At 73.1% G+C, this 13,431-nt stretch carries 11 protein-coding genes; 3 read left to right on the forward strand and 8 right to left on the reverse strand.

Annotated elements, in window-relative coordinates:
- Positions 1-4 precede the first annotated feature (4 nt).
- On the forward strand, positions 5-418 hold the full coding sequence (locus tag BJ965_RS25165) for an acyl-CoA thioesterase (RefSeq protein WP_030835992.1): 414 nt from the start codon (positions 5-7) through the stop codon (positions 416-418).
- Entirely contained in the window at positions 415-1,083 is a 669-nt protein-coding gene (locus BJ965_RS25170; protein WP_184911017.1) for a hypothetical protein, read from the forward strand. Before BJ965_RS25165 ends, BJ965_RS25170 begins: the two co-directional genes overlap by 4 nt.
- A gap of 18 nt (positions 1,084-1,101) precedes the next feature.
- Here the strand turns inward: BJ965_RS25170 and BJ965_RS25175 are convergent, their stop codons facing one another.
- Complete coding sequence (locus BJ965_RS25175) at positions 1,102-1,515, reverse strand: globin (RefSeq protein WP_031105282.1); 414 nt, start codon at positions 1,513-1,515, stop codon at positions 1,102-1,104.
- Positions 1,516-1,594: 79 nt separating this feature from the next.
- Here BJ965_RS25175 and BJ965_RS25180 point away from each other — a divergent pair, with 79 nt between their 5' ends.
- Positions 1,595-2,578, forward strand: a complete 984-nt coding sequence (locus tag BJ965_RS25180) for a methyltransferase domain-containing protein (RefSeq protein ID WP_184911020.1) — start codon at positions 1,595-1,597, stop codon at positions 2,576-2,578.
- Between the two features lie 21 nt (positions 2,579-2,599).
- Here BJ965_RS25180 and BJ965_RS25185 read toward each other — a convergent pair whose 3' ends face one another.
- The 7 genes from BJ965_RS25185 to BJ965_RS25215 all read right to left on the reverse strand — a co-directional run bounded on the left by BJ965_RS25185 (position 2,600) and on the right by BJ965_RS25215 (position 13,377).
- Positions 2,600-4,003: an FHA domain-containing protein gene (locus BJ965_RS25185; protein WP_184911022.1), complete on the reverse strand. Its 1,404-nt coding sequence runs from the start codon at positions 4,001-4,003 to the stop codon at positions 2,600-2,602.
- Positions 4,004-4,035: 32 nt separating this feature from the next.
- Positions 4,036-5,382, reverse strand: a complete 1,347-nt coding sequence (locus BJ965_RS25190) for a vWA domain-containing protein (RefSeq protein ID WP_184911023.1) — start codon at positions 5,380-5,382, stop codon at positions 4,036-4,038.
- Between the two features lie 99 nt (positions 5,383-5,481).
- Positions 5,482-6,891 carry a PP2C family serine/threonine-protein phosphatase gene (locus tag BJ965_RS25195; protein ID WP_184911025.1) on the reverse strand — a complete coding sequence of 470 codons (1,410 nt, stop codon included), beginning with the start codon at positions 6,889-6,891 and terminating at the stop codon, positions 5,482-5,484.
- 3 nt (positions 6,892-6,894) lie between these two features.
- Complete coding sequence (locus tag BJ965_RS25200) at positions 6,895-9,438, reverse strand: serine/threonine-protein kinase (protein ID WP_184911027.1); 2,544 nt, start codon at positions 9,436-9,438, stop codon at positions 6,895-6,897.
- A gap of 17 nt (positions 9,439-9,455) precedes the next feature.
- Entirely contained in the window at positions 9,456-10,790 is a 1,335-nt protein-coding gene (locus BJ965_RS25205) for a hypothetical protein (RefSeq protein ID WP_184911029.1), read from the reverse strand.
- Between the two features lie 86 nt (positions 10,791-10,876).
- Positions 10,877-11,926, reverse strand: coding sequence for a glutamate ABC transporter substrate-binding protein (locus BJ965_RS25210; RefSeq protein WP_246546019.1), 1,050 nt, complete (start codon positions 11,924-11,926; stop codon positions 10,877-10,879).
- Complete coding sequence (locus BJ965_RS25215; protein ID WP_184911030.1) at positions 11,923-13,377, reverse strand: hypothetical protein; 1,455 nt, start codon at positions 13,375-13,377, stop codon at positions 11,923-11,925. Before BJ965_RS25215 ends, BJ965_RS25210 begins: the two co-directional genes overlap by 4 nt.
- Between the last annotated feature and the right edge of the window lie 54 nt (positions 13,378-13,431).

Below are 13,431 nucleotides of genomic sequence, written 5' to 3' on the forward strand. Positions count from 1 at the left end.
GATCTTGCGGCACATCTACCGCTGCCCGCTGCGCTGGGCGGACATGGACGCGTACGGCCACGTCAACAACGTGGTGTTCCTCCGCTACCTGGAGGAAGCCCGTATCGACTTCCTGTTCCGCCCGGAGAAGGACTTCAAGCAGGGGTCCGTGGTGGCACGCCATGAGATCGACTACAAGCGGCAGCTCGTCCACCGGCACCACCCGGTGGACATCGAGCTGTGGGTCACGGAGATAAGGGCCGCGTCCTTCACCCTCACCTACGAGGTGAAGGACGGCGACCAGGTCTATGTACGGGCCTCCACGGTGATCGTGCCGTTCGACTTCGAGGCGCAGCGCCCGCGCCGGATCACCGCGGAGGAGCGGGAGTTCCTCCGCGAGTACATGGATGACGCCGAGGAGAAGGCCGTCGCGGCATGACGGTGCTCCACCTCGCCGACGAGGGGGAGGCGGCGGATCTCGCGGCCTTCCTCTCCCGGCTGCTCCACTACGACCGCGGTGCCGCGGTGCGACTGCAGGCGGCGGGTACCGCACTCGCCGTCTTCGGGCGTCCGCCGTCCTTCGAGGTGCTCGCGGTGCGGGCGGTGCGGCTGGCCAAGCCGTACGAGAAGGGTCTCGAAGTCACGCTGGACGTGACCGTGTCCGCCGGTGAGTTCCTGGAGACGGTGGACGAGAAGGACGGCACGGCGCTCGTGCCGGGTGCGGTGACCGGGCCGCCGTGGGCGGGTGTACTGCCGCCCCGCGGGGGCTGGCGGTCCGAACCGGGGCTTCCCACGCCGGACGCCCTGCGGTCCTTGGTCGCGGCCGTCGTCGCCGAGTTCCGGTCCCGTACGCAGGAGTTGCCCGCCGAGCGGCGAACCCGGACCGAGCTGGACCGGATCGGCGCGGACATCTGGTCCCGTACGGTCGGGGACACCCGGCTGCCCGTCCGGGCCGTGCACGCGGCGCAGTCCCTGGGCTTCCTGCGGCCCGGGGTGCCGCCGGGGCTGCTCTCGTCGGGCGCGTGGCTGAGGCTGCGCACGCCGTACGGGTCCATCGCCGTACGACGTGCCGGGCTCGGGGCACTGGACGTCAGCGTGCGCTGACCGGGCCCTCGGCGCCCGTCAGCCCTCGGTGTTGACCATCGAGGCCGCCGCGTACGTCAGGTACTTCCACAGCGTGTGCTCGTGCTCCTCGGACAGGCCGAGCTCGTCGACGGCGACCCGCATGTGCTTCAGCCACGCGTCGTGCGCCGCCCGGTCGACCGCGAAGGGCGCGTGCCGCATCCGCAGCCGCGGGTGGCCGCGGTTGTCGCTGTACGTCGTGGGGCCGCCCCAGTACTGGATGAGGAACAGCGTGAAGCGCTCCTCGGCCGGGCCCAGGTCCTCCTCGGGGTACATGGGCCGCAGCAGCGGGTCCTCGGCGACCCCCTCGTAGAAACGGTGGACGAGCCGACGGAAGGTCTCCTCCCCGCCGACCTGCTCATAGAAGGTCTGCTCCTGAAGCGTGCCGCGCCGAATCTCATTCACGCGATCCATGGTCTCAGACGCCCCGGCATAGGACTCAAGACCTAGGACCCTGCCGCTGCTGCCAGGGCCCTGCCCCTACTGTGGAGACATGGGCGGTCACGCACCCGGCAGTGAACTCGACGGTCTCGCCGCCGCCGCGCGGGCGGCGCTGGTGCGGCGGATCGAGGAGAGCGGGGCCTGGGCCGCCGACCCGGGCTGGCGGGATGCCTTCGCGACGGTCCCGAGACACCTCTTCGTGCCGTACTACTACGTCGGCGTCGCCGGCGGCTACGAACGCCGCTGGGGCGAGAGCACCGACCCCGAGGCGCGGGAGCGGTGGATGCGGGGCGCCTACGAGGACACCCCGCTGGCCACGCGCCTGCGTGACGGCGAGCTGCTGTCCTCCAGCAGCCAGCCGTCCCTGATGGCGGACATGCTCACCGCGCTGGGCGTCGCGGAGGGCCACACGGTCCTGGAGATCGGCGCCGGCACCGGCTACAACGCGGCGCTGCTGGCCCACCGGCTGGGCGACGACAAGGTCACCACCGTCGATCTCGACCCGGAGATCACCGAGTCGGCCCGCCGGCACCTGGCCGCGGCCGGGTACCACCCGGTGGTCGTCACCGGCGACGGCGCCCGGGGCGTACCGGAGCGCGCTCCGTTCGACCGGATCATCGCCACCTGCGCGCTGAGCGGCGTCCCGCGCGCCTGGGTCGCCCAGAGCCGCCCCGGCGGCCGGATCCTCATGCCGCTCGCCACCGGCCTGATCGTGCTCACGGTGACCGGCGGCGGACAGGCCGAGGGACGGTTCCTGCACACGCCCGCCTACTTCGTGCCGCTGCGTGGCACGGGCCGCTCCGGGGGCGAGCCGGTCCAGCTGGGCGGGGTGCCGCACCGGGCCCGGGAGGACGACCTGTTCCGGTTCCTGCTGGCCCTGACCCGCGGCATCCTCGACCCGCAGGAGGCGCACGCACTCTGGGAGCAGGAGGGCAGGCCGCAGCGCGAGCGCTACGGCATCACCGTCAGCGAGGAGAGGGAGTGGGCCTGGCTGGACGACCCGGAGGGGCCGTACGCCTGGCCCCTCCCGTCGTGAACGGCCTTCCGGCGAGGCGGCTCAGCCTCGGCGGATCGTGATCGTCGTCCAGGCGCCCACGTGCACCCGGTCGCCGTCCTGCAGCGGTACGGGGACGAACGGCTGGATCGGTTCGTCCGAGCCGTTGACCGTCGTGCCGTTCGTCGAGTTCTGGTCGACGACCGCCCAGCTGCCGTCCGGCTGCTGGACCAGCACCGCGTGCTGGTGCGAGACGCCCGGGTCCTCCGGCGGCACCGACAGATCGATGTCGGGGGTGTCGCCGGTGGAGTGCCGGCGGCGGCCGATGGTGAGCTGGTTGCCGGTGAGCGTGCGCTGCTGCTCGGGCGAGTACGCGGGCAGGTTCAGCCCCGCGGCCTCGGGGCCGGAGCGGTGCATCATCGCCATGAAGTAGTCGCGGTCCGGGCCGATGGTCGCGGTCCACGTCGCGGGTCCCTGCGGCGCCTGGGGCTGCTGCGGGAAGCCGCCGGGGCCGGGAGGGGCCTGGGTCGCGCCGGGCTGCGGGTAGCCGTAGCCGCCCTGACCGGGGCCGCCGGGGCCGCCCTGACCGGGGCCGGGACCGCCGTGGCCGCCCGGGCCGGACGTCGGCGGGGAGATCACCCAGTCGTCGTCACCTCCGCCGAAGGACGGACCGCCCTGCTGCGGGGGCCGCTGGGTCTCCTGCGGGAAGCCGGGCGGGGCCGGCGGGCCGGACTGGTGAAAGGCCTGCGGAGCACCGGGACCACCGGGACCACCGGGGCCGGGCGGGGGCGGGACCGGCCGGGAAGGGTCGGCACCGAAGTTGCCAGGGCCGCCGGGCCCACCGGGGCCGGGAGGGCCGCCGAAGCCGCCGGGGCCACCAGGACCGGGCGAGGTCGGGGCAGGACCGGGCTGCGGGTAGCCGTAACCGCCGCCCTGCGGACCGCCGGGGCCGCCGGGTCCACCCGGGCCGGGACGGCCCGACGGGTCGCCGCCGAACGGCGGGATCGGCTCGGCCGGGCGGTTCATCTGCGACGGACGGGAGCCCTGGTACTCGTAGGAGTCACCGCCGCCGTACGACGGGCCGGGGGGCGGGCCGCCCTGCTGGCCCGGTGGCTGGAAACGCACGCCGGGGCCGGGCGGCGGGGCCGCGGGGGTGTACGACGTCGCCGTGTTCGTCAGGAAGTTCCACCGGCACTCCTCGCAGAACGGGGCGCCGCCCTCACGCGGCGTACGGCACTGCGGGCAGAGCTCCGGCTCGGTGTTCGGCACGGCGGACAGGTGCGGCGGGCGCCCGCCGGGCTGGCCGCCGGGGCCCTGCGGGCCACCCTGGCCGGCGGGGGGCGGGAAGCCGTAGCCGCCGGGCGGCGGCGGGGGAGGAGGCGGAGGCACGGCACCCGCCATGCGGTGACCGCAGACCTCGCACCAGTCGTCGGAACCCGACTGGTGTCCGTTCGGGCAGGTCGGCATGTCGGCGCGTCCCTCCTTCGATCTCTTCTAGGTCACTTCTTGACGCGAACGGTCTTGGTGGAGCGTGTTTCGAGCGTCATCTCGTCAGCCTCCGCGACCTTCGCCTTCAGTCGCACAGTACCGGTCGCGGCGTCGACCACGTCCACCACCTTCGCAAGCAGTTTCGCAGTATCGGCGTTACCTGAGGCACTCGCGAGCTGAACGGCCCGGCCCAGTTTGGCGGTTGCTCCATCCATATCGCCCGACTTGCGAAGATCCAGCCCTTGTTGGATGACTTGTGCCAGTTCGGCCTGCCCGGTGTAGTGGGCGACCTGAGGGTTGATCGATGTCGAGGCGACCATGTCGTCCGTCCACACGGCCCGCACCAGGCCCTGCGCACCGAGGTTCTGGGCGCTGCCGTCGGGCTGCGGAATGACCAGGGAGATCCGGGCCGCCAGCATCTCCTGCCCGATGTGCGCGACCGGGACCTCGACGCAGACGTGGTAGTCACGGGACTCGTCTCCCCAGGAACCAAGGGGATAGTCGCCGGCGCGCGGGCCCGCCTCGGTGCGCCGGCCGGTCAGGTCCTCGACCGTCGGTGCGACCTGCTTGACGAACTTCACGGTCGTGTCGACCGGGGTCCACAGCCGCAGGGAGACGTCCGCGACCTCCTTGCCCATCGCCGTCTCCATCATCTGCGTGAAGTCGGCGGCGAGAGCGGCCGGATCGGCGACGATGTCGGCGGTGCCGAGCAGGGCCGAGGCGATCCCTGTGACTTCTTTCACTTCCCAGTCGGTGCCCACGCCGCGCGCGTCACACGTGAAGCGCCCGGCGCACGCGTCGAGCGCGGCCTTCAGGTCCTGGGGCGACTCGTGCTCGTTGCGGCCGTCGGTGAGCAGGATGCCGTGCCGGATCGCGACGTCCGCGGAGGAGAGCAGGCGGTCGGCGAGTTTCAGCCAGGTGCCGATGGCCGTGCCGCCGCCGGCGCTGAGCGAGCGCAGCGCCTGTCTGGCCTGCTCGCGGGTGGTGGCGTCGGCGACCGCGACGCGTCCGCCGCCCGGGTAGACCTCCTTCGCCACGTGTGTCCCGCCGATCACCGCGAAGTGCACGCCGTCGCGCAGGGTGTCGATCGCCGCGGCCGTCGCGTCGCGGGCGTTGCGCATCTTGGTCGGCGGGTAGTCCATCGACCCCGAGCAGTCGACCATGATCGCCACGGCCGCGGACGGGCCCTGGCCGGGCGAGTAGAGGTGGGGCGCCGCGACCGCGCTGCCGATCGTGCCGCCGCCGGTCGCCGTCACCGTGACGATGGCGTTGACCTCTCCGGCGCCCTCCGGCAGGTACTCGTTCTGGTAGACGTCCACCGAGAACTGGGGCACGTTCGACTTCGAGAAATTGGCCATGCCTGCTTCGATCCCCCTTCAAAGCCCCCGCCGCGGCGGGGTGATGACAGTAGGCGGACCGGTCCCCTCCGGTCCGCCGAGGCGTCCCTCGACGTGGCCTCAGGCCGATCCTGCCCCCTGGGGCACGGCCGGGAACGGCACGAGCGCCACTGTTACGTTGTCGTGGCCCCCGCCGTCGAGCGCATGGCCGAGGAGCACGCGGGCGCTGTGCAGCGGTTGCGCGGCGGCGTCGAGCGGGACGACCCGGGCCATCTCCTCCGCCGCCTCCGCGTAGTTCCACAGGCCATCGGTGCACACGACCACCACACCGGGCCGGTCCGGCTTGAACGCGGCGGTGTGCGGTTCCAGTTCGTAGGCGTCCGCGCCGAGCCAGCCGGTGATCGCGTGGGCGCGCTCGTCGGCGTAGGCCTCGGCCTCGTTCATCAGACCGGCGGCGACCATCTGCGCGGCCCACGAGTCGTCCTCGGTGAGCCGGGCGGGGGGAGCGCTGCGGTCGACGGGGACCCAGTAGGCGCGGCTGTCGCCGACCCAGCCGACGATCAGCAGGCCCGACGTCACCACGGCGCCGACGATGGTGCAGGCGGGGGCGTTCTGGTGGGGGGCCTGCTCGCGGGCCGTGGCGGGTTCCGCGGCGAGCGCGTTGACGGCGCGCGAGGCGGCGAGGATCGCGTCGTGCATCGCCTGCTGGGGGTGCGTGCCGCGCGGCAGGGCCGCCAGCAGCGTCTCGCCCGCCGCCTTGGACGCGGCGGCGGAGGCGTCGTCGGGGCGGGTCGCCGAGGAGACGCCGTCGCAGACGATCGCGACGGAGGCGGGGGAGCCGTCGGGCAGCGCGGTGGTGCCGATGGCGAACGCGTCCTCGTTGCGGTGGTGGCGCAGGCCGCGGTCGCTGACCGCGGCCACCGGGCCGGACTCCTGCTCCATGTGGTCCCGTTCGCGCGGCTGGGCGTGGCCGCAGTTCTCGCAGTAGCCGTCGTCGTCCACGCGGCCGGCCCGGCAGGCGACGCAGACCTTGCCGCCGGTGCCCGCGGTCTGGGCCGCTTGCTCGGCGGACACCCGTGGGTCCGGTGCCTGGAGGAGGTACTCGTCGGGCTGTGTCTGGTAGATCTCCGGCGACGCGGGGGGCCCGTCGGGCCGCGGTGGCCGGTCGAACCGCACGCCCGGGGCGGGCGGGGCGCTCGGCGGCGGGGGTGTCTCCGGCGGCAGCGCGGAGCCGCCCGAGTCCGTGCCCGGCAGGTCCGTCGGCAGGTGCGCCGCCTCCGGGGCGCCCGCGCCGTCCGGCCCGGGGGCGGGCCAGGCCGCCCCGGTGGGCGGCGCCGGCGTGGGCTCGGCATACCCACCGGCCCGAGCGCCCTGCGCGGGCACCGAGCCGTTCATGGTGATGGTCGGGTTGTCCTCCGGCCGTGCCGGCACGGCGGACAGGTCGTATCCGCACGCGCCGCAGAAACGGTCACCCGACTCGAGGGGTTCCTCGCAGCTCGGGCAGGCGGACAACTGGGGCATCTGCGACATCAACTACACCCACGTCCGGGGGCGGTAACGATTGGCACGTTCCACCAGGTCGATCCTCTCCTCGCCGCCCCGCGCCAGCCGGGCCAACATGCGGTACGAGCGTTCCAGACCGAAACGCAGGCCCCGCTCGTCCAGACCACTGCCGAGCAGTGTCCGTCCCCCGGCGGCGGGAGGGGCGGAACCCTGGCCCCCGGAGAGTACCCAGTCGAGCGCGCAACCGAGGACTTCGGCCGACAACTGCTCCCGCCGCGCCGGATCCAGGCCGTACGCCTCCAGCGCCTCGACCTGCGCCGCGGCGGCCGTCAGATCCTCCAGGAACGGCGCGTCGGACGCGGTCGCCGTGCGCTGCCGCAGCCGCGCCCGGACCGCCGCCACACGCGCGGCCGTGTAGTGGATGGAGGACTCCGGGACCGACTCCAGCGTCCGTACGGCGCCACGCCGGTCCCCGGTCGCGAGCTGGACGCGGGCCAGGCCGAACGCGGCGCTCACATAGCTCGGGTCGGTCGACCACACCAGCCGGTAGTACTCGGCCGCGTTGTCCAGCTGCCCCAGCACCTCCGCGCACAGGCCGAGCGCCAGCTTGGGCGCGATCTCGCCCGGGAAGGCGTCGTAGATCGCGTCGAAGGCGAGTGCGGCACCCTCGTCGTCGCCGGTCACCAGCGCGGCGACGCCCCGGTACCAGACCACCCGCCAGTCGTCGGGCCGCTCCCCCTCCAGCGTGACCAGCGCCTGCAGCGCGGCGGCCGGCTCACCCGTCTCCAGCCAGGCCCGGATCTGCCGCAGCCGCGTCTCGATCGACGGGGCGGGGGCGGCTGCCAGGGCGCCGAGGAGTTCCGCGGGGGCGGAGGTCATCAGGCCCGCCAGGAAACCGGCGTTGGGGTCGGTCGGGTCGACGCGCGGGACGGGCAGGGCGAAAGCGGCGGCGGGGGTGTCGACGGGCCTGACGAGGCTGTGCGGGCTCTCGGACCGCTGCTGCGGCAGGGCGGCGGGAGCACCGGCGCGAGCCCGGGGCCGCACCACCCGCGCGCCCAGACGGGACACCTCGCCGTCCAGCCTGGGGAACAACTCCGTGTCCGTGACCCGCAGTTCCGGCCCGAACAGTGTGGACAGGGCGGGGCGGGCGCGGCCCGTCTGGAGGGAGACGACCTCCCGCAGGACGCCCGTCAGCTGCTCGGTCATCTCCTGCGCGGAGGCGAACCGGCGCGCCGGGTCGGGATCCGTGGCCCGGACCAGGAGTCGGTAGAAGGACTCGTACTGCCGGAACACATCGATGTGGTCCGGGTCGGGCAGGGAGTCCACGTAGACGTTCGTGTAGCCCTGGAAGTCGAAGGTCATGACGGCGAGGGTGCGGGCGACCGTGAACAGGTCGCTCGCCACCGACGGGCCCACCTCGGCCACCTCCGGGGCCTGGTAGCCGACCGTCCCGTAGATGGCCGACTCCTCGTCGTCCATCCTGCGCACCGCGCCCATGTCGATCAGCTTGAGCTGGTCCTCGGTCTGGATCGCGTTGTCGACCTTGAAGTCGCAGTACAGCAGGTTCCGGCTGTGCAGGTGCCCGAGCGCCTCCAGCGCCTCGATGCCGTACGCGCAGGCCTGCTCCACCGGCAGCGGGTCACGTCTGCCCTGCGCGGTGCGGCGGGAGTTGGCGATCTCCTTGAGGGACTTGCCGCCGACGTACTCCATGACGATGTAGCCGTCGAGCGAACCCGTGCGCTGGTCCAGGTGCTCCACGAAGTTGTAGATCCGCACGATGTTGGCGTGCTCGATCTCCGCGAGGAAGCGCCGCTCGGAGATCGCCGCCGCCATCGCGTCCTGGTCGCCCGTGTCCAGCAGACCCTTGAGGACCACCCAGCGGTCCGAGACCGCCCGGTCGACGGCGAGGTAGATCCAGCCCAGCCCGCCGTGTGCCAGGCAGCCGACCACCTCGTACTGGCCGTGCACCACGTCACCGGCCTTGAGCTTCGGCACGAAGGAGTACGGATGGCCGCACTTGGTGCAGAAGCCCTCCGTACGGCCCGGCCGGTCGCCGCGCGCCCGGCCCACCTGGGCGCCGCAGTCGGAGCGCGAGCAGAACCGCTTCCGCTCGGGCACCTCGGGGTTGTCCAGGACCATCTCGCGCGGGTCGGGCCGCGGGATCGGCGGCACCTGCACCAGACCGGCGCCCAGCCGGCCCCGGGACCCGGAACCGGTGGCCGAGCCGGAGCTGCGCACCGACACCGAGCGGCCCGTCGACTTGCCCGACAGCGACCGCGACAGGCGCCCCGACACCGAGCGGCGGGACTTCGACGACTGGGACGACGTCCGCGAACTGCGGCCGCTGGAGCGGGAACCGCCGCTGCCGGCGGACCCGCGGGAGCCGCCCCTGCCCCCGGCGGTGATGCCGGTGGGAGGCGAACCGACGTCGCCGTCCGCGGCGACGACCGGGGCGAGACCGCAGGTGTCGCAGTACAGTTCGCCGCCTCCCACGTCCTCGTACGCGCCGTCACAGGTGGGGCGCTGGCAGGCGCGCGGAGGCCCGCCCGCCGGCTCCTGCGGTGCCTGACTCATGGACTCCCCCTCGTCGCTCACGCGCCCGGCCCCCTCCGGTCGTCCTCGGGCACACCCTGCTCCGGCACCCGCGGGCCGTTGAGCAGCTCCGCCGCCGCGTGCTGGTAGCGCAGCACGGCCTGCTCGGCGGCGCGCAGGTCGCAGGGCGCGCTCCACAGCATCCGGCGCGCCTTCTCGTACCGCTCCACCAGCAGCGCGTCCTCGGCGAAGCCGTGCCGGGCGACCTTCGCCTTGTACGCGTCGAGACGGCCGCGCAGCTCGGCGCGGACCGCGAGCGGGGCGGTGACCGCCGTCAACGACTCACGGGCACGAAGCAGTTCGTCCTCGGCCTTCTGCTCCAGCGACTCCAGCAGCGGCGACAGCCGGTGCCACTGCGCCTGCCTGCGGTACTCGGCCGCCGCCGCCAGCTGCTCCTGGAGCACCGTCGGCGGCCCGCCGACGACCGGCACCTCCGTCGCCGCGATCTTCGCGAGGACCTCGCCGCGCGCCGTACGCGCCTCGGCGAGCGTGCGGTCCGCGCGGCTGAGGATGTCCCGCAGCTTCACGATCCGCTTCTCGGCGTCCTGCCGCACCGTCAGTACGGCGTCGATCTCCCGGCGTACCTCCTCCAGGGAGCGCGCCTCCCGGTCGTACACCGTCGTGTCCGGCCGGCCGCCGCCCGGCGCCGAACTGCCCTCCGCGGCCTGCCAGAACGCCAGCGGGTCCGAGATCACCTGCTCGCGCAGCTTCGTCAGTATCCGCGTGATGCGCTCCAGGTCGTCGCCCGCCGGGTGCTCGCCGGGGCGCACGCCGACCGAGTGCGCGAGCCGTCGCGTGCGCTGGAGTTCCGCCGCGAGCAGGTCGATCCGGGCCGGCAGGGCCGACCAGACCGCGTCGGCGGCGACCACCATGTCCAGGCTCGTCGCGTACAGCTCGTTCATCCGCTCGACGAGGGTGACGAGTGAGTAGCGCTCACTCAGCTTCGTCGGACCGCCGTGCAGGGTGGGAGCGTTGGCCGTCGCCGAGGCGCTGCCCGCGACGGTGACCGAGTCGCCGTTCAGCAGCTCCGTCAGCTCCACCAGGTCCTCGCGGCTGGACCAGCGGCGGCGGGCGCGGATGTCGCGGGCGGAGCGCAGCGCGTCGGTGTACGCGTCGAAGTACGTCCACAGCAGCGTGATCGACGCCTCCGTGGACGTCCAGCGCTCCCGGGTGACGCCGGTGAGCTCGGCGCCCTCCAGGAGTCTGCGGCCCGCGTGGTCCTGCAGGGCGAGGAGCGAGGTCTCGATCGCCTCGTGCTCCGCGCCGAGCCGCGCCAGCGCACGGTCCACCTCGTCCCGGTCCATCACCGGCCCGGTGGATCCCGTGACGCCCATCGATCACCTCTCGCTGCGGTCGTGTGTCGTATGTCGCGTGTCGTCTGTCGTCTTCTGATGCGGGTGTTCGCGGGTTCGGCAGGGTGTCAGGTGGTGCGGAGGTACTGCGGTGCCGGTGGTTCCGACTTCTCCGCATCCTTGCCCAGTGTTGCCGCCAGCCATTTCTCGTACGACGCCTGCCAGCCGTTCGCGGTGTCCTTGCGGTAGTCCACCAGGATCTGGTTGACCCGGCGTACCAGATCGTCCGCGTCCTTCTTCATCGCCACGCCGTAGTACTCGGCAGTGAAGGCGTCGCCCTTGAGCTGGACCGTCGGGTCCTGTGCCGCCTGGCTCGCCGCGAGGGCGCCGTCGGTGACCACGGCGTCGACCTCGCCGAGCTGGAGCCGCACCAGGCAGTCGAGTTGGTTCGGCACGGTGGTGGTGATGTCGGTGCTCGCGGGGAGCTTGCCATCCTTCTGGTCCGCCTCCAGCGCGGCGAACGCCGTGGAACCCGCCGCCGTACAGATCCTGCGGTCCGCGAGCGTGTCGTCGTAGCCCTTGACGGGGGAGGACTTCGGGGCCAGGACCTGCTGGCCCGTCTTGAAGTAGGGCGCGGAGAAGGCGACGTCGCCGATGCGGTCGCAGTTGATCGTCATCGTGCGGACGACCATGTCCACGCGGCCGTCCTGGATCGCCGGGATGCGCTGGTCGGTGGGGATCGCCTTGAACTGGACGGCGTCCGGGTCGCCGAGGATGTCCTTCGCGATGCGGTGGACCAGGTCGATGTCGAAGCCCTCGAGCTCCGCGGTCTTGCCGCTGTTGGGGTTGCGGTAGCCCCAGCGGTAGCCGTTCTGGTCGACGCCGACGATCAGCTTGCGCTTCTCGCCCGTGCGGTTCTTGATCGCCCGGATGGTGTCGCCGTCGGCCGAGGAGGGGGACAGCGTCTGCTTCTCGGGGGCCTCGCACTCCTCGGCCACCTCGGTCCGGGCGGTCTGCGTCGCCGTGGTGTTCTGGGTGGCCGTCGTCGCCGTGGTGAGCGGCAGACAGAGGGCCACCAGCGCCACCAGGGCGCAGACGACAGCCATCGCGGTCACTCCGCCCCAGCCCCTGAGTGCGTCTCGCACGGTCGTTCCTCCCCTCGCCCCCGGCCCGTTCATCGGTACTCCGACAGCCTGCGGCCGATGCCCAGGACCGCGCCCGCGGCGCCCAGCACCGCGAGTACGGCCACGCCCGCCGGCATGCCCGTCAGCGCGTCGCGGCCGTCTCCCGCCGCGCGCTTGAACTCCGTCTCCTCGTGCGCGAGTGCCGTGCGCAGGTTGTCGTCGACGCTGTCGAAGCACTCGCCGGTCGCGCCCTCGGTGCCGATGACACGGTCGAGCGCCTGCTGGTAGTTGCCGTTCTCGTCCTGCTCGCGGGCCGCGGTGTGGCGCTTCTTCCACTCCGTCATGTTGCCCACGGCGGCGGTGACGGGGCGTTCGCCGGAGGTGTCGTCGGCGAGCTTCTCCGCCGCCGCCAGCTTGGTGGCGAGCGCCTTGATGTCCCTGCCGAAGTCGTAGTCGTAGGCGTCGTAGGTCTTTTCGCCGACCTTCTTCGTCTCGGCGCCGCGCGCCACCAGGGTGAGGTTCTCGTTGCCCCTGGCCTTGAGGGAGGCGATGCGCGCGTCGTGCAGGACGTTCAGGGAGCGGACGCCGTGGTCGTAGGAGTCGTTCAGACCCGCGCGGGCGAGGGTGTGGCCGACGACCAGCCAGAGGAGGACGACCGTCGCCGTGGCGGTGGCGGCCACCAGACCGTGGTTCAGGACCCTGTTCGTCCGCCGGTAGTTGCGGTGCTGGGCCCAGGCGAGGGCCGCCAGAGCGGCGACGCCGAGGGCGATCGCCGCCCAGGGGTAGGGCGTGGCAGCCGCGTAGTCCGCGCTGAGGCGCTGGTTCTCCTTCGTGTAGAGGTCCTCCGCCGCCGGGAGCATCTGGTGCTGCATCTTCTCGTTGGCGTAGCGGAGGTAGGCGCCGCCGACGGGGAAGCCCTGGCGGTTGTACGTGCGGGCCCGCTCCACCAGGCCCTTGTACTCCGGCAGGAGCCTGTTGAGCTTGGCGATCGTCGCCGTCGACGGGGAGTCCGGATCGGCGTTGGCGGCGGCGTTGACGAGCTTCTCGGCGGCCGTGCGGATGTCCCGCTCGTAGCGGTCGCGGGTGCCGGGCGACTCCTGGCCACCGGCCAGGAAGCCGCTGGAGGCGGCGGTGTTGGCGTCGGCGAGGGAGCGGTAGATGTCCGCGGCGTCCGAGCTGAGGGGCTGGCTGCGGGTCAGGACGTCGTCGGCGGCGGCCGCGCGGTCGGTCATCTGCCAGGCGGTGACGGCGCCGAAGGCGACGACGAGGAGGGCCAGGAGGGCGCCGATGATGCGGAGGCGGCCCGGTTCGGTGGTGGCCGCGGAGCGCAGCTGGTCGAGGCCCTCGGCGAAGGCGGTGCGGCGGGGGGTCGTGGCGGGGGGTGCGGCGGGAGCCGGGGCGGTGCCGGGAGGAGCGGCAGGGGGTGCCGGTTGGGCCGGTACGGCGGGCAGGATGGGCAGGCCGGGGCCCGGTGGTGGCGGGCTGCTCTTCGGCGTGTACGTCACTGTGACCTCCCCCGTGGTCATCCGTCGCCGCAAGTATCGCTGCCGGGACCGACA

Origin of the sequence: Streptomyces luteogriseus (assembly GCF_014205055.1) — a bacterium.
Taxonomy (GTDB): domain Bacteria; phylum Actinomycetota; class Actinomycetes; order Streptomycetales; family Streptomycetaceae; genus Streptomyces; species Streptomyces luteogriseus.

What these genes read in the sequence shown, in the direction of transcription:
- BJ965_RS25175 (WP_031105282.1), bottom strand. Translation starts at nt 1,515, where the DNA reads ATGGATCGCGTGAATGAGATTCGGCGCGGCACGCTTCAGGAGCAGACC.
- BJ965_RS25210 (WP_246546019.1), bottom strand. Translation starts at nt 11,926, where the DNA reads ATGAACGGGCCGGGGGCGAGGGGAGGAACGACCGTGCGAGACGCACTC.
- BJ965_RS25190 (WP_184911023.1), bottom strand. Translation starts at nt 5,382, where the DNA reads ATGGCCAATTTCTCGAAGTCGAACGTGCCCCAGTTCTCGGTGGACGTC.
- BJ965_RS25170 (WP_184911017.1), top strand. Translation starts at nt 415, where the DNA reads ATGACGGTGCTCCACCTCGCCGACGAGGGGGAGGCGGCGGATCTCGCG.
- BJ965_RS25200 (WP_184911027.1), bottom strand. Translation starts at nt 9,438, where the DNA reads ATGAGTCAGGCACCGCAGGAGCCGGCGGGCGGGCCTCCGCGCGCCTGC.
- BJ965_RS25185 (WP_184911022.1), bottom strand. Translation starts at nt 4,003, where the DNA reads ATGCCGACCTGCCCGAACGGACACCAGTCGGGTTCCGACGACTGGTGC.
- BJ965_RS25205 (WP_184911029.1), bottom strand. Translation starts at nt 10,790, where the DNA reads ATGGGCGTCACGGGATCCACCGGGCCGGTGATGGACCGGGACGAGGTG.
- BJ965_RS25180 (WP_184911020.1), top strand. Translation starts at nt 1,595, where the DNA reads ATGGGCGGTCACGCACCCGGCAGTGAACTCGACGGTCTCGCCGCCGCC.
- BJ965_RS25195 (WP_184911025.1), bottom strand. Translation starts at nt 6,891, where the DNA reads ATGTCGCAGATGCCCCAGTTGTCCGCCTGCCCGAGCTGCGAGGAACCC.